19 protein-coding genes and 1 other RNA gene are annotated in these 19141 nt (G+C 47.4%); 19 read left to right on the top strand and 1 reads right to left on the bottom strand.

Annotated elements, in window-relative coordinates:
- The first annotated feature begins 37 nt into the window (after positions 1-37).
- The 6 genes from FLB61_RS03270 to tadA all read left to right on the top strand — a co-directional run bounded on the left by FLB61_RS03270 (position 38) and on the right by tadA (position 5242).
- On the top strand, positions 38-664 hold the full coding sequence (locus FLB61_RS03270) for a 4'-phosphopantetheinyl transferase family protein (RefSeq protein ID WP_221919388.1): 627 nt from the start codon (positions 38-40) through the stop codon (positions 662-664).
- A 27-nt stretch (positions 665-691) separates the two neighbouring features.
- The gene (locus tag FLB61_RS03265) at positions 692-1522 is read left to right on the top strand and encodes a M15 family metallopeptidase (protein WP_246599085.1); all 831 of its coding nucleotides are present in this window, start codon (positions 692-694) and stop codon (positions 1520-1522) included.
- 116 nt (positions 1523-1638) lie between these two features.
- Positions 1639-2268, top strand: coding sequence for a hypothetical protein (locus FLB61_RS03260; RefSeq protein ID WP_221919408.1), 630 nt, complete (start codon positions 1639-1641; stop codon positions 2266-2268).
- A 31-nt stretch (positions 2269-2299) separates the two neighbouring features.
- A complete protein-coding gene (locus tag FLB61_RS03255; protein ID WP_087210080.1) occupies positions 2300-3706 on the top strand; it encodes a deoxyguanosinetriphosphate triphosphohydrolase in 1407 nt (468 codons plus the stop codon).
- Positions 3707-3806: 100 nt separating this feature from the next.
- Positions 3807-4688: a hypothetical protein gene (locus FLB61_RS03250; RefSeq protein WP_087203265.1), complete on the top strand. Its 882-nt coding sequence runs from the start codon at positions 3807-3809 to the stop codon at positions 4686-4688.
- A gap of 32 nt (positions 4689-4720) precedes the next feature.
- Positions 4721-5242 carry a tRNA adenosine(34) deaminase TadA gene (tadA, locus tag FLB61_RS03245; protein ID WP_087200034.1) on the top strand — a complete coding sequence of 174 codons (522 nt, stop codon included), beginning with the start codon at positions 4721-4723 and terminating at the stop codon, positions 5240-5242.
- A 19-nt stretch (positions 5243-5261) separates the two neighbouring features.
- Here tadA and ffs read toward each other — a convergent pair.
- An RNA gene (gene ffs / locus FLB61_RS03240) (signal recognition particle sRNA large type) lies at positions 5262-5523 on the bottom strand.
- An 86-nt stretch (positions 5524-5609) separates the two neighbouring features.
- Here ffs and FLB61_RS03235 point away from each other — a divergent pair.
- From FLB61_RS03235 to FLB61_RS03175, 13 genes are all read left to right on the top strand, one after another.
- The gene (locus FLB61_RS03235) at positions 5610-7334 is read left to right on the top strand and encodes a B12-binding domain-containing radical SAM protein (protein ID WP_221919387.1); all 1725 of its coding nucleotides are present in this window, start codon (positions 5610-5612) and stop codon (positions 7332-7334) included.
- 221 nt (positions 7335-7555) lie between these two features.
- Positions 7556-9055 (top strand): peptidoglycan binding domain-containing protein, encoded by a 1500-nt coding sequence (locus FLB61_RS03230; protein WP_221919386.1) that lies wholly within the window; start codon positions 7556-7558, stop codon positions 9053-9055.
- 3 nt (positions 9056-9058) lie between these two features.
- Positions 9059-10075, top strand: a complete 1017-nt coding sequence (locus tag FLB61_RS03225; protein WP_221919385.1) for an AIR synthase-related protein — start codon at positions 9059-9061, stop codon at positions 10073-10075.
- Complete coding sequence (locus FLB61_RS03220) at positions 10065-10547, top strand: Lrp/AsnC family transcriptional regulator (RefSeq protein WP_087200057.1); 483 nt, start codon at positions 10065-10067, stop codon at positions 10545-10547. Before FLB61_RS03225 ends, FLB61_RS03220 begins: the two co-directional genes overlap by 11 nt.
- Entirely contained in the window at positions 10547-11716 is a 1170-nt protein-coding gene (locus FLB61_RS03215) for a pyridoxal phosphate-dependent aminotransferase (protein ID WP_087200026.1), read from the top strand. Before FLB61_RS03220 ends, FLB61_RS03215 begins: the two co-directional genes overlap by 1 nt.
- Before the next feature lie 58 nt (positions 11717-11774).
- Positions 11775-12272 carry a tRNA (cytidine(34)-2'-O)-methyltransferase gene (locus FLB61_RS03210; protein WP_087200024.1) on the top strand — a complete coding sequence of 166 codons (498 nt, stop codon included), beginning with the start codon at positions 11775-11777 and terminating at the stop codon, positions 12270-12272.
- 280 nt (positions 12273-12552) lie between these two features.
- A complete protein-coding gene (locus tag FLB61_RS03205) occupies positions 12553-12861 on the top strand; it encodes a hypothetical protein (RefSeq protein ID WP_087200022.1) in 309 nt (102 codons plus the stop codon).
- A 30-nt stretch (positions 12862-12891) separates the two neighbouring features.
- Positions 12892-14910 carry a V-type ATP synthase subunit I gene (locus FLB61_RS03200; protein WP_087200020.1) on the top strand — a complete coding sequence of 673 codons (2019 nt, stop codon included), beginning with the start codon at positions 12892-12894 and terminating at the stop codon, positions 14908-14910.
- Positions 14910-15386 (top strand): V-type ATP synthase subunit K, encoded by a 477-nt coding sequence (locus FLB61_RS03195; RefSeq protein WP_087200018.1) that lies wholly within the window; start codon positions 14910-14912, stop codon positions 15384-15386. Before FLB61_RS03200 ends, FLB61_RS03195 begins: the two co-directional genes overlap by 1 nt.
- Before the next feature lie 51 nt (positions 15387-15437).
- Positions 15438-16031 carry a V-type ATP synthase subunit E gene (locus FLB61_RS03190; RefSeq protein WP_087200016.1) on the top strand — a complete coding sequence of 198 codons (594 nt, stop codon included), beginning with the start codon at positions 15438-15440 and terminating at the stop codon, positions 16029-16031.
- Positions 16032-16066: 35 nt separating this feature from the next.
- Positions 16067-17038, top strand: a complete 972-nt coding sequence (locus tag FLB61_RS03185; RefSeq protein WP_221919384.1) for a V0D/AC39 family V-type ATPase subunit — start codon at positions 16067-16069, stop codon at positions 17036-17038.
- Entirely contained in the window at positions 17031-17351 is a 321-nt protein-coding gene (locus FLB61_RS03180; RefSeq protein ID WP_221919383.1) for a V-type ATP synthase subunit F, read from the top strand. The genes FLB61_RS03185 and FLB61_RS03180 overlap by 8 nt, the downstream gene beginning before the upstream one ends.
- 20 nt (positions 17352-17371) lie before the next feature.
- Positions 17372-19141 (top strand): V-type ATP synthase subunit A, encoded by a 1770-nt coding sequence (locus FLB61_RS03175; protein ID WP_221919382.1) that lies wholly within the window; start codon positions 17372-17374, stop codon positions 19139-19141.

Raw genomic sequence — 19141 nt, 5'->3', positions numbered from 1 at the left:
CGACGCCGTCTAAACGGATAACTGGGAGGGAAATAATATGATTTATACGTGGGCTGCGGATACTGCTCCGCTTCTTGATGAGAACAGATACCGCGCATATTTTGAACAGGCGCCCTCCTGGAGACAGGAGAAGGCAAAGAAGATGCGCTTCCCGGAAGACCGGGCACTTAGTATCGGTGCGTGGATGCTGTATGAAAAAGCAAAAAAGGAGAGCGGACTTTCCGGGGAAAATATCTTCAATCTTTCCCATTCCGGGCATTTTGTCTTGTGCTCCATAGGGGAAGATGCATCCCGGAAAACAGGGTGTGATGTGGAGATGACCGGGGTGTTCCGCCCGAATGTGGCCAGGCGTTTTTTTTGCCCAAGTGAGTGGGAATATATCGATGGCCGGGAGAGCGAAGAGGAGAAGAGAGATGCTTTTTTTCGTTATTGGGTCTTAAAAGAAAGCTTTATGAAAGCCACAAGACTGGGAATGAGGCTTGCGATGAACGCGTTTGAGATCGCGGTCTGGCAGGGGGGAGAGCCAAGGCTTATAAGGCAGCCGGAAGAAATCGGGGGAATCTTTCATTTCCGAGAATACGATATGAGAGAACAGGGATTTCAGGCTGCGGTATGTTCGGAGGATCAGGATATTGCTGTGGAACTTGGTTGGATTACACTGTAAACCAGATGACAGAAGAGAAGGGGTAGAATGAAGAAAGAGACAAAGGATACGATCCGGATGATGCATTTGCTTATTCTCCGAAAAATAAGGAGAATGAAAAGTCCCATCAAGACAATAGCGGTCATGTGTGCGGTCGCTTTGCTGACAGGACTGTTTAGCGGTGCGGCACTTGGGCGTATGAACGAAAGAAAAAAGGCACAGGAGACAATACAAAAAGAAGTAAAGAGCAAAGAGAAGATACAAGAAGAGCTGGATGCAGCCAAAGGGCAGCTGGAAGCACACGATGAGGACACACGTCCGTGGTATCTCATGCTCGTAAATCAGTCCCACCCCATGGAGGAAGGATATGTGCCGGAGCTTGCGGATATCGATTCCAGCCATCAGGTAGATGCGCGGATTCTGGAACCGCTTCAGAAGATGCTTTCCGATGCGGAGAAGGCAGGTCATAAACTGTATGTATGTTCAGCTTACCGTTCTGTGGAACGGCAGAAGGAACTTTTCAATGAATCCATGGTGGACTACGTAAACCAGGGGATGTCATATTATGAGGCAGCCGTCGAGACAGCTAAATCCATTGCATGGCCCGGGGAGAGTGAGCATGCGACAGGGCTTGCGATGGACATTGTCTCTGCCAACTATGCAATGCTGGATGAGAAGCAGGGAGAAACAAAAGAGCAGCAGTGGCTGATGGAACACTGTTATGATTATGGATTCATTTTGCGTTATCCGAAAGATAAGATGGAAAATACGGGGATTATTTACGAACCATGGCATTACCGCTATGTCGGCGTAGAGGATGCAAAGAAGATACAGGAGATGGGAGTGACTCTGGAAGAATATCTGAATGAAGAATATTAAAACAAGTAGGGAAAATCCCGGCACGGCAGGGATTTTGCCGGGCGAGGGAAAGGGAGGCTGAGAATTTGGATCTGACGTTCGGGGAACAGGTAAAAATCATTTTGAGCCGTAAAAATATGACAATCAAGGAGCTGGCTGAGCTGTTTGAGGAAGAGACGGGAAAAAAGATGTCCAGACAGAATATGACGCAGCGTCTTGGACGAGATAATTTTCAGGAGAAGGATATGCGCATCATTGCAAAGATACTCGGATGCCGCTTCCGGCTGAACATCCTGGATGACAACCGTGCGAAAACGGCCGCAAAGGAGAGACGCCGGCCTGAGGAGGAAACCAGACAGGTACGCCGGGAGAGTCCGGCACGTACGCCAAAGGAGACAGTGTGCGTAAAAAGCGAAGAAGAGAAAGAACGGGATATCACGGTAGGCGAGATCATGGACATGATGGAAAAGATACCGCAGTCGGCACAAAGAAAATACGCGGCTGACAGAAGGCAAAAGGAAACAGTCCCGCAGATCGATTACAGCGAACCGGAAGATCTCGAAAGAGGGGAACTCAACCCAGCCACGGGACATGAGTATGAATCCAACATGGTGCGCAAACATCCGTCCCGCATCGGGTTTGTTCAGGTGTATGACCGGAGCGAACACGGCTGGACAGATATGACAGAATGGGCATTTCTCGGCTTCCAGGAGCGGAAGAAGGCGCTGCTTGGCAAGGAGTATGAGCCGCCGATCTATCTGGATTAGATAATGTCAGGGATGCAGGAGGTGTGCGAGTATGGAATGGAGTCAGTTGTTATCGCCAAAAAGGGTAAGAACAGATCAGGTACATAGGGAGAAGAAAAAGACAGATCTGCGGAGCAGTTTTGAAAAGGATTATCACAGGATCATCGGAAGTGCATCGTTTCGGAGACTTCAGGACAAGACGCAGGTATTTCCGCTGGATAAAAGTGATTTTGTCAGGACACGGCTTACCCATTCTTTGGAGGTATCATCCTTCGGGAAATCTCTGGGACAGAATATCGGAGAATATATTTTGACCTTTCACAAGGATCCGGCGTTTACCTTGCAGATGAAGGAAGATATCTGCAATATCCTCCTCTGTGCAGGATTGATCCACGACATCGGGAATCCGCCATTTGGACATTTCGGGGAGACTGCCATCCGGGAATGGTTTGAGGAAAATCTTGGGAAGCTTACTTTTCATGGCGATCCTATCGAAAAGGTGCTCAATCGGCAGATGCTTGCTGATTTATGTCATTTTGAGGGAAATGCCCAGGCATTTCGACTTGTGACCAAACTTCATTATCTGGTAGATGAGAAAGGGATGAATCTGACATATGCCCTTTTAAATACTATTGTAAAGTACCCGGTAAACTCTTTGGCCATAGAACCAGAGGGAGCAGATATCCGGCGGAAAAAGATTGGGTTTTACTATGCCGATGAAAAGCTGTTCAGGGAGATCAGCCAGGAGACGGGAGCGGGAGAGTATCGCCATCCACTCACGTTTATTCTCGAAGCGGCGGATGATATTGCCTATCGGACTGCGGATATTGAAGATGCGTTCATCAAAGGATTTCTTCCATTCAGTGCCATTCTCGGGGAGATAAAAAAGATTGATACAGGGGAAGTGTTCCAGGCCTTTGAAAAGCTGGAAAGTCTGTATGAAAAGGCTGTAAGCAGAGGCGAGGAGGAGCCGGAGACGTACGCTTTAAAAAACTGGATCGTGCGTATTCAGTCATTTCTGATCGCATGTGCGACAGAAGGATTTACGGAAAACTATGAGTCTATTATGCAGGGCACTTACCAAAAGGATCTGTTTGCCGGAACAAATGCCCAGGAACTGATGGAAGTGCTTGGATATCTTGCAGAAAAATATGTTTTTACGACAGACACGATCTACAAGATGGAGGTGGCGGAATCCCGTATCCTGACATTTTTGATGGAGAAGTTTATCGCAGCGGCGATCAAGTATGATGATCCGAAACAGAAGATGGATTCCATTGACAGGCGGATGATCGCTTTTGTCTCGGAAAATTACAGAAAAGCATATCACAGACAGGCGGAAGGCAAGAGTGAGGCGGAGAAACTTTATCTCAGGCTTTTGCTTGTCACGGATTATATCTGCGGCATGACAGACAGCTATGCAAAACGGCTGTACCAGGAGCTGACAGCAAGAATATAAAAGAGGCGGAGCCTGTACCGGGAAATGGAATTTCCGTGTACAGGTTCTTTTTTTGTAGGGACGGGCATAGATTGAGGTAAAAAGAAACAGGCGGTAAGAGTTGAAACGTTTTATCTGTTATCTTTATGAATATCAGAATGGAAAACCGGTAAGAAATGTGGGGTTTTCAAAAGTGGAGGCAGAAGAAGAGACGTGTGCAGTAAGCATACACGGAAAAGGATGGGGAGCCGATACACCGAAAGAACTGGGGCTGTATCTCTTTTATGAAGAAGATGGACACTGCTACGGAATGTACCAGGGGATGCTGGGAAATATCAGCCCGGCGCTTAATTACCGGCTCATCTACCGGCCGGAAGATACCGGTGGAAAGGAGCGTTTTCAAAAAGTGGGGGGATTCATTCTCTGTCATGGGCGCACGCCGAGATACGCTGCCATATGGTCGGACACACCGGTGGACATCAGCCGTATGGAAGAACCGCCCAGGGGAGAGGATGAAAAGCAGGAGAGAAACCGGGATGGTCTTCCCCAAGAGAATGTGACACTGGAGAAGGCGGAGGAAGAAACAGAGGAAATAGAAGAAAAGACGGGGAGAGAAGCAGAGCTCATAGAACTGAAGGGAGACCAGGTGGAGGCTGCCGGCAGAGAGGAGGATTTTATAGAGACGGGCCGATTTCAGTGTCAAAAAATCAAAAGGCAGGACATCTCCAAACTGGTGCGGAGGGAATGGCATTTGGCCAACAACAGCTTTCTCCTCCACGGATATTATAATTATCATCATCTTGCTTTTATCCAGGAGGATGTAGATCTGTATCTCGGCGTACCCGGCATGTACTGTGAAAAGGAAAGGAGGGCGGCGCAGGCATTCGGATTTCCGAGGTTTGTCAGATACGAAGACGATATGATGACACTTTCCGATGCCGAGAAAGAAGAATGCCCGGATTTCGGGTATTGGTGTCGACAGGTACATCAAATTAGGGTATAATCAGTCTGGAGAAAAGAGGCAGGTAAAGAAAAATGGGAAGAAAACTTTCAAAAGAAGAAAAAGAAGAATTACAAAGAAAACAGGAAGAAGCCCAGAGAAAACTGGATGAAAAATACATGAAAGAAGCCATCCGCCAGGCAAAGAAAGCCTATGCGATCCGAGAAGTTCCAATCGGATGCGTGATCGTGTACGACGGAAAGATCATCGGCCGGGGGTATAACAGGAGAACCATTGACAAAAATACGCTGGCCCACGCGGAGCTTCAGGCTATCCGGAAGGCCAGCAAAAAAATGGATGACTGGAGGCTTGAGGACTGCACGATGTATGTGACGCTGGAACCTTGCCAGATGTGTTCCGGCGCTCTTGTGCAGTCCCGCATAAAGAGAGTCGTAGTAGGATGCATGAATCCGAAAGCGGGGTGTGCAGGATCTGTCATGAATCTTCTTCAGGTGCCTGAGTTTAACCATCAGGTAGAGCTTACAACCGGCGTTTTGGAAGAACAATGCAGCTCCATGTTGAAACAATTTTTTAGAGAATTAAGGCAAAAAAAATAGAGCAGTCATCTGCTCTTTTTTGTGCGTTGTGCGTCGAACGCATCTCCCAAGCGTTACTTTGGCAGTAAACTCAACCCAGGCACCCTCACGGCACACGGGAGATTCCGCTTAGTGCTGCTTCGTTCCCGACCTGACACGGTTCACGGAGTCCAGTTGCGTGAGACCCAAATATCAACGCCACTTACCAAAGGCAGCCTCACAAGAATACGCCCTCGGCACAACATCACCCCTACTGTAGCGGATTGTAGGTACAGGGTACCGCTAACACCCCGGCTGCACGATTCATAAGTTTAGCGTGTTTTCGGGAAAATGTCAATGAATTTTGGGAAAATCGAGAAAGAAACGAAAAAGAAAAGGAGAAACACTTATGAAAACCATTCTTGCGGCCATTAATGCAAAATATATCCACTCCAACCTTGCTGTCTATTCTCTGAGAGCTTACGCAGAAGAATACTTAAGCCAGACGGAAATTGCAGAATATACAATCAACCAGGAGATTGGAGAAATCCTCATGGATCTGTATGAGAGAAATCCGGATATTCTCTGTTTTTCCTGCTATATCTGGAATCTGGACTATGTGGAAAGAATTGTAAGGGAGATTCATAAGGTTCTTCCGGATACGATCTTATGGCTTGGGGGACCGGAAGTTTCGTATGATGCAGAGGAAGTTTTAATCCGTCTGCCGGAAGTAAGCGGTGTTATGAAAGGAGAAGGAGAGGAGACGTTCCGTGAACTTCTGGACTGCTATTATAAAGGGACAGCAGACGTGGAGGAAATCAATGGAGTGACTGTGCGGACAAAGAATGGGGATATCCATGAAAATCCGTGGCGGGAAATCATGGATCTGAGCAAGGTTCCGTTCGTCTACGGAGATATGAGTCTCTTTGCGCACAAGATCATCTATTATGAGACAAGCAGGGGCTGCCCGTTTCGCTGCAGTTACTGTCTGTCTTCGATAGACAAGTGCCTTCGTTTCCGAGATTTGGACCTTGTAAAAAAAGAGCTTCAGTTTTTCCTGGACCAGAAAGTGGAACAGGTTAAATTTGTGGATCGGACGTTTAACTGCCGCCACGATCACGCGGTGGCTATCTGGCGCTATATATTGGAGCATGACAATCAGATTACAAATTTTCACTTTGAAATATCGGCAGACCTTTTAAGCGATGAGGAAATCGAACTTATCGGAAAGATGCGTCCAGGTTTGATCCAGCTGGAAATCGGAGTACAGTCGACAAACCCGAATACGATACGGGAGATAAAAAGGACAATGGATTTTGGCAAGCTGAAAGAGAAGGTAATGAAGATCGAGGCGGGGGGAAATGTCCACCAGCATCTGGATCTGATCGCCGGGCTTCCGTGCGAAGATTACGAGAGTTTCGGGAAATCATTCAATGATGTGTACAGCCTTTTCCCAGAACAGCTTCAGCTTGGATTTCTGAAAGTGCTGAAAGGTTCTTATATGTATGAGCATCGTCTGGAATACGGGCTTTTATACCAGAGCAGGCCGCCGTATGAAGTTCTGGCTACCAAGTGGCTTCCGTACGGGGATGTGATCCGGCTCAAGAAGATCGAGGAGATGGTGGAGGTTTATTATAACAGCGGGCAGTTTGCCCATACGATACGCTCTCTCGCAAGGGAGTGGGAGACGCCGTTTGCCTTTTTCGAAGACCTGGCCGGATTTTACGATGCAGAAGGGCTGTTCGGCCGAAACTATACAAGAATCGCCAGATATGAACTGCTTTTGGAGTTTATGCAAAAGCAAAGGATACAAAAAGAAACATATTTTCGTGAGCTTTTGATCTACGACTTGTACCTGAGAGAGAATGTAAAGAGCAGACCTGGATTTGCCGGGGAAGAAACGGTCTCGAAGGAAGAGAAAAAGGATTTTTATGACAGAGAGGAGAAAGAACCGAAGTATCTGACTGCCTACAGAGGGTACGACAGCCGAAAGATGAGGAAGCTGACTCATGTGGAGCGCTTTTCCTTCCATGTAGCGGAAGATGGCAAAGCGGGGGAGACAGTCCTCCTTTTTGATTACCAGAACAGAAATCCGCTGAATTATGAAGCATCTGTGTACGAGATCATCCTGTGAAATAAGGAAGGTTCTGCGAAGACGAGGAATGTTTCTTGCAAAATCCGGGTAAAGAGTATAAAATAAAAGGCAAAGTTTCGGTAAAGAGAGGTTAAGAGATGAATCTGCATAGCAAAAAGTCAAAAAGAATCATAGCGATCGTTGTCCTTCTGGTCATCATCGCAATGGTGATGACATCCGTAATCCCTTACCTGATATAGAAAAGTACGGGGAGGAATAGTATGGGTTTTACAGGCAAAAAGAAGAGAAAGACACAAAGGAGAATGACTGCAGCGCAGAAAAGGAAGCTCATGTTGTTGACAGGGCTTGTCTTTGTATGCGCTCTTTTTGTAGTCGGGATCTTCTATTCGTCTGTATACCGGTATGTACATAAGATGCGGCCGGGACAGATAGAGGAGAATGTCTATGTCCAGGGTGTGGACATGTCTGGTCTGACGAAGGCACAGGCAAAGAAGAAACTGAAGCAGAATTGGGAAGCGGTGCAGAACACTCATCTGATTCTGCATGACGGGGAAAAAGAGGCCTCTGTCACAGTAAAACAGATGGGGATCCGGCAGGGAGATGTCGATGAGGCCATCGAGAAAGCTGCCGGGTACGCAAAAAGAGGCGGGCTTTTCCACAGGTACCGAAAGATCCGGGCAGCAAAGAAAGAGAAAGTGGAGTACGATGTCAGCTATAAGATTGATGAAGAGCAGATAGAAGATCTTCTCGAAGAGAAGACAAAGGACTTTTATGAGGAGGCCGAGGATGCCGGGATCACAAGAGTGGGAGGCGTGTTCCAGATTACGGAAGAGAAAAGCGGAGAGACGATCGATATAGATGCAGTCATGAAAGAGCTTGAGGATAAACTTCCTTCGCTCCTTCTGGGAGAAGAGACAAGGATCAACGTATCGGCAAAAAAAGATGAGCCAAAAGTGACGAAGACAGATCTGGAGAGCATAGAGGACAGGATAGGAGAGTTTGCCACAGAGACACAGGAAGAGGACAGATCGCTTCTTTCCAGGACAGCAGAGCTTTTGAACGGGCAAGTCATTCTTACAGAAAAAGAAATTTCTGTCCAGAAGATCTTAGCGCCCCTTTTGGAGATGTATGAAGAGGAGAACCAGGAGGAGAAGGCAGAAACAGACATAGACTGTCCGGAAGCATTTTCACAGGCGGCGTCTACCCTTTATATGGCTGTACTGGATGCGGAGCTTGAAGTGACAAAGAGAGAACCCCTTGATCATGAGGCGGCGTACACAAAGCCTGCAATGGATGCGGCCCTTGATACTCAGAGAGATCTGCAGATCAAAAATACGCTGGACTCTCCGGTCTATATAGAAGTCTTTATCGATCAAAACGAGCAGTTTGTGTGTCGTATATACGGAACAAGGACAAGGGAAAAGACGACGGAGATTTCTTTCGAAAGCGAGATCCTGGAAGAGCACGATCCGGAGACGGAATATGTGGCGGACGAAGAAATAGATGCAGGAAAGATGAAAAAAGAGTCCGACGGCAGCAGGATGATCAGAGCCAAGCTGTGGAAGATCGTGGAAGAAGAAGGGAAAGAAGTTTCAAGAGATGAAATCAACGAGACGACGTACAAAGGAGAGAACCAAAAGATTCTTGTAGGTACAAAATCCGACGATGAGGAGACAGTGGAAAAGCTTGAGAAAGCAGTAGAATCCCAGGATGAAAAAGAGATCGAAGAAACGATAAAGGAAATCAATGGAGAAGAATAGCGTATGAGAAAAGGAATTCTGACAGATACTGCTTATCAGCGGTTTATTTACAAAAAACTCAATCAGAAGAGTTCGCAGTTTCCGTATCATGTGTGGGAAAAGTGCGTCCGTTTTCCGGCGGAGGACAATACGGAACTGGTCTCTTCCGAAATCATGCTCACAGGAGTAAGAGAAGATATCTGCGTATATGCCGCGGCCAGGGCGCTGAATGCAGTCGCCGCAGAGGGCGGATGCCCGTTTGGGGTAAGGGTGTCCGTCCTCGTGCCGGAAACTGCCGATGAGCCGTATCTGGAACGAATGGTAAAGAGTCTGGATATTGTGGCCATGGAGCAGGGATTTGAGGTGCTGAACGTTTGTGTGAACGTACAGCCGGGATGTAGAGAGAATATTGTCCATGTGACCGCATATGGGAAGAGCTGCGGATACGGAAAAGGAAAGGAAGAAGGGAAGGCGGCAGACTACAGAGGGAAAGATATAGTCATAGTAAATCCGATCGCCCTGGAAGGGAGTTTAAGGATTCTGGAAGAGAGACGGGAGGAACTGGAAGAGCGATTTATTCCGGTCTTTCTGGATCGTCTCCTGGAAGAAAAACACAGACTGTTTGCCTTAGATATCGTAAAGCTGGCAGAAAGCTTTCAGCCGGCGTACATCAAACCGGTCACGGACGGAGGTGTGTTCGGTGCATTGTGGGAACTTTCAGAGACGTCCGGCACCGGTTATGAGGCAGATATGAAAAAATTTCCGATCCGACAAGAAACAGTGGAGATATGCGAACATTTCCGCCTGAATCCATATCAGATGGCATCGGGAGGTTGTATCCTTCTCGTGATGGATAACGGGGAGGGATTTGTCAGACTGTGCCAAGAGAAAGGCGCAGAGGCAGCTGTTGCTGGAAAAATGAAAGCGGGAAGGAACAAGATCATCGTAAATGGGGAGGAGAGCCGCTGCACAGACAGGCCGGCTGAAGATGAACTGTTCCGTATGTATAAAGGAGGAGTACACGATGAACATGAGAACTGAGATTTTGCGCTACATGGAAAAAAACAGCAGGGTAAATCTGGAGGAGCTTGCAGTCCTGCTGGGAACGGACGAAGTGACGATCGCAAACGAGATCGCGCAGATGGAGAAAGAAAAGATTATTTGCGGATATCACACACTGATCGATTGGGATAAGACGGGAGAAGAATCTGTCACTGCCCTGATCGAAGTACGTGTGACGCCTCAGAGAGATCAGGGATTTGACCGGATTGCGGAGCGCATTTACAATTTCCCGGAAGTAAATTCTGTTTATCTGATTTCCGGAGCGTACGATTTTTTGATCATCCTGGAAGGCAAGACATTGAAAGAGATTTCCAGATTTGTCTCCGAGAAGCTGGCTCCGATTGATTCTGTCATGACGACAGCCACCCACTTCATTCTGAAAAAATATAAGGACCACGGAACAATTCTCACGCCGAAAGCAAAGGCAGAAAGGGTGCTGGTGATGCCGTAATGAGAAATCCATTGTCAAAAAAAATCGTGGAGATACAGCCGTCCGGTATCCGCAAATTCTTTGATGTGGTAAACGAGATGAAGGACGCGATCTCTCTGGGGGTAGGGGAACCGGACTTTGACACGCCGTGGAGGATCCGGGAAGAAGGAATTTACTCTCTGGAGCGCGGACGCACGTTCTATACGTCCAATGCAGGGCTTTTAGAGCTGAAAGAAGAAATTGCAAAGTATCTGGAAAGAAAAATCGGGGTATCCTATCATCCAAAGGAAAATATTATTGTAACTGTAGGAGGAAGCGAAGGGATTGATATCGCGCTCAGAGCTATGCTGGATCCGGGGGACGAGGTGCTGATCCCGCAGCCAAGTTATGTCTCCTACCTTCCGTGTACGGTGCTGGCGGATGGGATCCCGGTAGTTATTCCTCTGAAAGAAGAGAATAAATTCAAGCTCACAAAGGAAGAGCTGGAAGAGAAGATTACGGACAAGACAAAGATCCTTGTACTTCCGTTTCCGAATAACCCGACAGGATCTATCATGACGAAAGAAGATCTGGCTCCGATCGCGGAGCTTGTTGTCAAACATGATCTTTTTGTGATATCGGATGAGATCTACTCTGAGCTTACATATGGAACAGATCATGTTTCTATCGCCTCATTCCCGGGGATGAAAGAGCGGACGATCGTCATCAACGGGTTCTCGAAAGGCTTTGCCATGACGGGATGGAGACTGGGCTATGCGTGCGGCCCGAGTGTGATCATCGAACAAATGCTGAAGATCCATCAGTTTGCCATCATGTGTGCGCCGACCAACAGCCAGTATGCAGCTATCGAGGGGCTTCGCAATTGCGAGAACGAAGTACAGGAGATGCGCAGAGCGTACAATCAGCGCAGAAGATTTCTCATCAAAGAATTTGAGAGGATGGGACTTCAGTGCTTTGAGCCGGAAGGGGCTTTTTATATCTTCCCGTGCATCAAAGAATTTGGCATGACATCGGAAGAATTTGCGACTCGTTTTCTGGAACAATACAAGGTGGCTGTCGTGCCGGGAACTGCATTTGGAGATTGCGGGGAAGGCTTCCTGAGAATCTCCTATGCTTACTCACTGGAGGATTTGAAGACGGCGCTTGGAAGACTGGAACAGTTCATCGATGGGCTGAGAAAAGAAAAATAGATGTGAGATGCCCTCCCAAGCCGGGAGGGCATTGCTGACAAAAGAGAGGAGAAAGAAAATGCTGAACATTGTTTTGCATGAGCCGGAGATTCCGGCTAATACTGGAAATATAGGGAGGACATGCGTGGCTGCCGGGGCAAGGCTCCATCTCATTGAGCCGCTAGGTTTCCGACTGACAGAAAAAAATCTGAAAAGAGCGGGAATGGATTACTGGGATCAGCTTGATGTGCGCGTCTATATCGATTTTGAAGACTTCCTGGAACAGAACCCGGGGGCGAAGATTTACATGGCCACTACAAAGGCGCACCGCATTTACACAGAAGTGGAATTCGAGCCGGACTGCTATATCATGTTCGGAAAAGAAAGCGCAGGCATCCCGGAGGAAATCCTTGTGGATTATGAAGAAACCTGTATCCGGATCCCGATGATCGGCGATATTCGTTCGCTGAATCTTGGAAATTCTGCGGCCATTATATTGTATGAAGCTCTGCGCCAGAATCAGTTCCGCGGAATGAATCTGGAAGGTCATCTCCACAGACTGGAATGGAAAGAATAAAAATTTGTCTTTTTTTTATCATTTTTCGCAAGATGCTCAGATAAAGTGAAAAAGTGAAGAAAATACGCTGTTTCAGCTGATAATATTAATAGGAAGAGACAGAAAGGAAAAGTTTCAAAAAGTTACAAAAGGTATATTTGTTGTGCAAAATATATTATAATAAGAAGTAATAGAAAGACAACATTATAGAAAGTGCCTATAAAGTGTTTGCGGTTTGTCAATCTTTATGCTAAGATGAACTTATCTTAGGCTGAGATAAAGAGTAAAAGGTGGTGAGGAAGTGATAGAAAAAACCATTCAGGCTGTAAAAGATGCTGAGGCGAAAGCGGATGATATCTTAAGACAGGCCGATGAAAAGGCGGCAGAGGTGCTCGCAGAAGCAAATCGGAAGGCTGATGAATTGAAACAGGATGCTGCCGATGAAGCGAAGCTAAAAGCACTTCAGCAACTCGAAGCTGCGAAAACAGAGGCAAAAGAGGGGGAGGACGCCTTTGATGCCGAGACAACGAGGCAGGTAGAGGCCTTGAAAGAAGCAGCAAAACAAAAAGAGACACAGGCGGTAGAGTTGATACTCAAAGAGCTGTTCTAGTGTTTCGGAAAAGAAAGGAGGAATTTCCATATGTCAGTATTGCAGATGCAGCGAATCAGTATCTGCGCGATGAAAAAAGACCGTAAAGCAATACTGGAGGAGCTTCAGCGACTTGGCGTGATGGAAATCGAGACTTCCAGAATGCCTTCCGAAGGGCTGGAGAAAATGGATACGCTGGAAGACCGGCAGAAATTTGAGAAGCAGGCTTCCATACTGGATCAGGCGCTGGATGTGCTTCAGGAATATGCTCCGGAAAAGACCTCGATGCTTTCTTCTCTGGAAGGGAAAAAGCTCGTGGAACGAAAAGTCTACCAGGATGTGGTAAGCAATCGGGAAAGCATTTTGGATACGGCACAACACATACTTCTGATGAAAAAGAAGGAAGCGGAAGGAAAGGCGGAGATCGTGAAGCTTCTGGCTCAGAAAGAAGCGCTGCTCCCGTGGCTGTCCTTGTCTGTCCCGATGGATTACGAGGGAACAAAGAAGACAAAGGTATTTATCGGAAGTATCGGCAGTGTGATGACGCAGGAAGAAGTAATGGCGAAGATTGCGGAAGCAGCACCAGATCTTACTGCCTGTGACGTGGAGATCGTATCAGCAGATAAAGATCAGACGTGTCTTACCGCAATCTGTCTGCGAACAGAAGCGGATCTTCTGGAAGAAGCGCTCCGGTCTGCAGGATTTTCCAGACCGGCGCAGACGATCACAGAAATCCCTGCAAAGGAAGTGGAGAAGATCGAGACGAGAATCTCCGAAGTCGGTAAAGAAATTGCAGATTTTGGAAAAGAAATCCAAGATCAGGCCGGGCATCGTGAAAATCTGAAGACCCTTTCCGATTATTATCGCACGAGGGCGCAGAGATACGAGGTGCTAGGGCAGGTACCTCAGACGAGAAATACATTTGTGATCAGCGGTTACATTGCAAAGAAAAATGCCGCCAAGCTTGCTGAAAAGCTTGACAGAGAGTACAGTCTCTCTGTGGAGATCGAAGACCTTCCGGAGGAAGAGGAGGCGCCTGTTCTTCTTGAAAATGGAAAGGCGACACGTTCTGTGGAAGGCGTACTGGAGTCGTTCGGACTTCCGGCCAAAGGAGAAGTGGATCCGACAAAGATTATGTTTGTCTTCTATGTATTTTTGTTTGGCCTGATGCTTTCGGATGCAGCGTACGGGCTCATCATTTTTGTAGCCTGTGCAGTACTTTTAAAAAAATACCCAAGAATGTCAGATGGAATGGCGAAATCGCTCCGCATGTTTATGTACTGCGGAATTTCCACACTGGTATGGGGAATCCTGTTCGGAGGATATTTTGGAGACGTCGTAAATGTCGTTTCAAGAGTGTTCTTTGGACATGAAGTAGGGATTCCGGCACTTTGGTTTGTGCCTCTCAATGATCCGATGAAACTTCTCATTTTCTCCATGCTGTTTGGTCTGATCCATCTTTTTACAGGGCTTGCAATCAAAGGATATATGTGCCTCAGAGACAAAAGGTACATGGACTTTTTCTGTGATGTCGTGCTGTGGTTCGCATTTTTGATCGGTTTGATCTTGATGCTGTTGCCAAGCAGTCTGTTTTATTCCATTTCACAGATGCACATCGTATTTCCGGCAGCGCTTGAGACATTCTCAAAGGTGCTGGCCATCGTAGGCGCGGTGGGACTGCTCCTGATGTCAGGAAGAAGCAGCAAAAATCCGGCGCTGCGCATCGCGCTTGGAGCGTATGACCTGTACAATATTACCGGATGGCTAAGCGACGTACTTTCCTATTCACGTCTGCTTGCCCTTGGCCTTGCAACCGGTGTTATCGCTTCCGTTGTAAACCAGATGGGCAGTATGGCCGGAAAAGGGGTATTTGGAGCGATCGTATTTATTATCGTATTTATTATTGGGCATATATTCAATATTGCAATCAACTTGCTTGGGGCATATGTTCATACAAACCGTCTTCAGTACGTGGAATTCTTCGGAAAATTCTATGAAGGCGGGGGACGGGCATTCAATCCGTTCAAAGCAAACACAAAGTATGTAGATGTTAAGGAGGAAACAAAATAATGAGTGAATTAGGAATTGTTTATGCATTACTTGGTGCGGCAGCGGCGGTACTTCTTGCGGGAACCGGATCCGCTATCGGCGTAGGGATTGCCGGTCAGGCAGCTTCAGGAGTAGTAACAGAAGATCCGAGCAAATTTGCGAAAGTATTGATCATGCAGCTGCTTCCTGGTACACAGGGAATTTACGGTCTGCTTGTTGGATTTATCACATTGTCAAAAATCGGCCTGCTTGGCGGCGGTGCGGCAGACATCGATGTGAAAACAGGACTCATGATCCTTGCAGCATGTCTTCCGATCGGTATCGTAGGACTTCTTTCCGCGATTTCACAGGGAAAAACATCCGCAGCAGCTATCGGTATCGTTGCAAAAAAACCAGAACAGTTTGGTAAAGCAATGCTTTTCCCGGCAATGGTTGAAACATACGCGATCCTTGCACTTTTGATTTCTATTCTGGCTGTAACAGCAATTCAGGTTTAATGGGAATCTGGAAAAAGAACGAAAATCTAAAAAGTAAAGGAGAGCTTAAGAATGACTGGATTGGATAAAATGATCAGCCAGATTCTGGAAGAAGCGAACGCCGCAGCATCAAAGAAAGAGGCGGATGCAAAGGCAAACGCGGAAGCAATCCTTGCGGAAGCAAAGAAAGAGGCAGATGGACTGAAAGCCGCAATGGAAGAAAAGTCGGAGAAAGAAGTGACGGCATATAAAAGCCGGGCAAAATCTTCCGACGAACAAAAACGGCGCACAGCCCTCCTTCTGGCTAAACAGGAAATCATTTCGGGTATGATCGATACGGCGTATGAAAAATTCTGCTCTATGGAGCCGGATATCTATTTTGAAACGATCGTAAAAATGGTTGAGAAGTTCGCACTTCCGGAAGAAGGAGAGATACTGTTTTCTCCGAAAGATCTGGAACGGATGCCGGAGGATGTTCCGGCAAGGATTACCCGCGCTGCGAAAGACAGAGGCGGAAATCTTTCCATCTCCAAAGAGACGAGAGAGATGGACGGCGGATTTGTTCTTGTATACGGAGGAATCGAGGAGAACTGTACATTCAAGGCAATCTTTGATTCCAGAAAGGACGATCTGCAGGATCAGGTACACAGATTATTATTTTTATAAAACGGCGCAATTCCGCGAAAAGGAGGATTTAACCAATGGCAAAAAATCAATATACCTATGCGGTTGCGCGGATCAGAGCAATGGAGGTATCCCTGTTTTCCCAGGCAGTGATCGATCAGCTTCTCGCCTGCAAAGATGAGAAGCAGTGCATTTCTCTTCTGCAGGAAAAAGGATGGGGAAATGCGGATACTCCGGCTGATGCAGAAGCAATATTGACATGTGAACGGGAAAAGACGTGGAAGGAAGTCAAAGGACTTGTGGATGATATGTCGGTTTTTGATGTGGTGTCTTACCCGGACCTTTTCCACAATCTGAAGGCTGCGATCAAGGTGGCCGCCACGGGGGAAGAAAGTTCGGACATCTTTATAAGCGACACAAAGATCCCGGCGGAGGAAATGTTGGAGATCGTGAAGAATAAAGAGTTCTCAAGACTTCCGGACTATATGGCAAACGCGGCGGAAGAAGCATATGAAGCACTGCTCCACACACACGATGGACAACTTTGCGACATCATCATCGACAGGGCTGCGCTTCTCGCAATCTATGCGGCCGGCAGGAAGGCGAAAGATGCGATCATCCGCGACTACGCGGAGTCCACGGTGGCAGTCGCAGATATTAAAATCGCGGTACGTTCACAGAAGACCGCAAAGAGTTTGGAATTTATGAAAAGAGCGATGGCAGAGTGCGACAGCATCAGCGTGGATGCACTTTGCAAAGCGGCTTTGAACGGGATGGATGCCATCCAGGAGTACCTGGAAGGGACAGCTTACAAAGGCGGGGCAGAAGCGCTCAGAGAATCCACATCGGCATTTGAGTGTTGGTGTGACAACCGGATCATTGAAACCATCAAGCCGCAGCTTTACAATCCGTTTACGATCGGGCCGATTGTGGCCTATGTGCTCGCACGGGAAAATGAAATCAAGACGGTAAGAATCATTCTCACCGGAAAGCAGAATGCGTTTCCGGATGACTCTATCCGGGAAAGGGTAAGGGAGATGTATGTATAAGATAGCAGTTTTGGGCGATTATGACAGTATCTATGGTTTTGCCGCCCTGGGGCTTGATACGTATCCTGTAAAGAACCCGGAGGAGGCGAAAGAGACTTTTTTAAGGCTTGCGGAGGAAAAGGCAGGTATTATCTACATTACCGAGGCCTGCGCAGCCGTTCTGAAACATGAGATAGACAGATATAAAGAGCAACTTGTCCCGGCTGTAATTCAGATTCCTGGAGTGAATGGGAATACGGGTGCAGGTATCGATGGCGTAAAGAAGTCTGTGGAACAGGCAGTCGGCTCCGATATTCTGTTTGGTGATAATTAGGAAAGCAGGTGATTGTCGAAATGAGTAAGGGAATGATAAAGAAGGTGGCAGGGCCGCTGGTTATCGCTGAAGGAATGCGTGACGCCAACATGTTCGACGTGGTTCGTGTAAGCGATCAGCGACTTATCGGCGAGATCATCGAGATCCATGGCGATGAAGCCTCTGTTCAGGTATACGAGGAGACATCCGGACTGAAACCGGGCGAACCGGTCGAATCCATGGAAGTGCCGATGTCTGTAGAACTGGGGCCTGGCCTTATCGCAAGTATCTATGACGGTATCCAGAGACCACTGGACGATATTATGAAAGTGACGGGGGGAAACAGCCTGAAGAGAGGTGTAGAAGTACCGTCCTTAAAGAGAGATAAAAAGTGGAAGTTTGTTCCGACAGCAAAAGTTGGAGAAGAAGTAAGCGGAGGAGATGTGCTGGGAACAGTACAGGAGACCATCGTCGTACAGCAGAAGATCATGGTACCTCCGAATATGAAAGGTACGATCAAAGAGATCAGAGAAGGGGAATTTACGGTAGAGGAAGTTGTGGCAGTCTTGTCTACACCAGAGGGCGACAAAGAGCTTACAATGATGCAGAAATGGCCGGTTCGTAAAGGACGTCCGTATCTGAAAAAACTTCCTCCGAAAATGCCGCTTATTACAGGACAGCGTGTAATCGACACATTCTTCCCGATCGCAAGAGGCGGCGTGGCAGCCGTACCGGGACCATTTGGAAGCGGTAAGACCGTTATCCAGCACCAGCTGGCAAAATGGGCGGAAGCGGACATCGTAGTCTACATTGGATGCGGAGAACGTGGAAATGAGATGACAGACGTTCTGAACGAATTCCCGGAACTGAAAGACCCGAAGACTGGCGAGTCTCTGATGGAGCGTACCGTATTGATCGCGAATACGTCAGATATGCCGGTTGCTGCCCGTGAGGCGTCAATCTACACAGGTATTACCATCGCAGAGTATTTCCGCGATATGGGATATTCCGTAGCGCTCATGGCAGACTCAACATCCCGCTGGGCCGAAGCACTCCGTGAGATGTCCGGACGTCTGGAAGAAATGCCAGGAGAAGAAGGATATCCTGCATACCTTGGAAGCCGTCTTGCACAGTTCTACGAACGTGCCGGACAGGTTGTGTCACTTGGAAAAGATCAAAGACAGGGAGCTCTGTCTGTAATCGGTGCGGTATCCCCTCCGGGCGGAGATATTTCTGAACCGGTATCCCAGGCAACACTCCGTATCGTAAAAGTATTCTGGGGACTGGACTCCAACCTTGCATACAAGAGACACTTCCCGGCTATCAACTGGCTGACAAGTTATTCTCTGTATCTGCAGGATATGGAAAAATGGTTCAATGAAGAAGTGGCAGAAGACTGGATGGAAAACCGTCAGAAGATGATGGGACTTCTTCAGGATGAGGCAGAACTTGACGAGATCGTAAAGATGGTAGGTATGGACGCACTGTCCCCGTCAGACCGTCTGAAGATGGAAGCGGCACGTTCTATCCGTGAAGACTTCCTGCATCAGAACTCCTTCCATGAAGTAGATACGTACTCTTCTCTGAAGAAACAGTACCTCCTCATGAAATTGGTAATTGCCTTTTATGAAGATTCCGCAAAGGCACTGTCTGAGGGAGCATCTATGAACAAGCTTATCAATATGGCAGTTCGTGAAAAGATCGGACGTTTCAAATATACATTAGAAGAAAATCTGGATGAAGAATACAAGAAAGTAACCGAGGAACTTCGCGCAGAGATAGCGGACACATTTGGAAAGGAGGACTTCTAG

Source organism: Sellimonas caecigallum (assembly GCF_019754295.1).
Classification (GTDB): domain Bacteria; phylum Bacillota; class Clostridia; order Lachnospirales; family Lachnospiraceae; genus Sellimonas; species Sellimonas caecigallum.
Note: the sequence above shows the minus strand (reverse complement) of the source record. Positions and strands in the feature narration are given on the sequence as shown.

Coding starts and splice junctions, on each gene's coding strand:
- FLB61_RS03270 (WP_221919388.1), top strand. CDS start 38: ATGATTTATACGTGGGCTGCGGATACTGCTCCGCTTCTTGATGAGAAC.
- FLB61_RS03200 (WP_087200020.1), top strand. CDS start 12,892: ATGTCAGTATTGCAGATGCAGCGAATCAGTATCTGCGCGATGAAAAAA.
- FLB61_RS03225 (WP_221919385.1), top strand. CDS start 9,059: ATGAGAAAAGGAATTCTGACAGATACTGCTTATCAGCGGTTTATTTAC.
- FLB61_RS03215 (WP_087200026.1), top strand. CDS start 10,547: ATGAGAAATCCATTGTCAAAAAAAATCGTGGAGATACAGCCGTCCGGT.
- FLB61_RS03210 (WP_087200024.1), top strand. CDS start 11,775: ATGCTGAACATTGTTTTGCATGAGCCGGAGATTCCGGCTAATACTGGA.
- FLB61_RS03185 (WP_221919384.1), top strand. CDS start 16,067: ATGGCAAAAAATCAATATACCTATGCGGTTGCGCGGATCAGAGCAATG.
- FLB61_RS03175 (WP_221919382.1), top strand. CDS start 17,372: ATGAGTAAGGGAATGATAAAGAAGGTGGCAGGGCCGCTGGTTATCGCT.
- FLB61_RS03260 (WP_221919408.1), top strand. CDS start 1,639: ATGACAATCAAGGAGCTGGCTGAGCTGTTTGAGGAAGAGACGGGAAAA.
- FLB61_RS03230 (WP_221919386.1), top strand. CDS start 7,556: ATGGGTTTTACAGGCAAAAAGAAGAGAAAGACACAAAGGAGAATGACT.
- FLB61_RS03220 (WP_087200057.1), top strand. CDS start 10,065: ATGAGAACTGAGATTTTGCGCTACATGGAAAAAAACAGCAGGGTAAAT.
- FLB61_RS03180 (WP_221919383.1), top strand. CDS start 17,031: ATGTATAAGATAGCAGTTTTGGGCGATTATGACAGTATCTATGGTTTT.
- FLB61_RS03235 (WP_221919387.1), top strand. CDS start 5,610: ATGAAAACCATTCTTGCGGCCATTAATGCAAAATATATCCACTCCAAC.
- FLB61_RS03190 (WP_087200016.1), top strand. CDS start 15,438: ATGACTGGATTGGATAAAATGATCAGCCAGATTCTGGAAGAAGCGAAC.
- FLB61_RS03265 (WP_246599085.1), top strand. CDS start 692: ATGAAGAAAGAGACAAAGGATACGATCCGGATGATGCATTTGCTTATT.
- FLB61_RS03195 (WP_087200018.1), top strand. CDS start 14,910: ATGAGTGAATTAGGAATTGTTTATGCATTACTTGGTGCGGCAGCGGCG.
- tadA (WP_087200034.1), top strand. CDS start 4,721: ATGGGAAGAAAACTTTCAAAAGAAGAAAAAGAAGAATTACAAAGAAAA.
- FLB61_RS03255 (WP_087210080.1), top strand. CDS start 2,300: ATGGAATGGAGTCAGTTGTTATCGCCAAAAAGGGTAAGAACAGATCAG.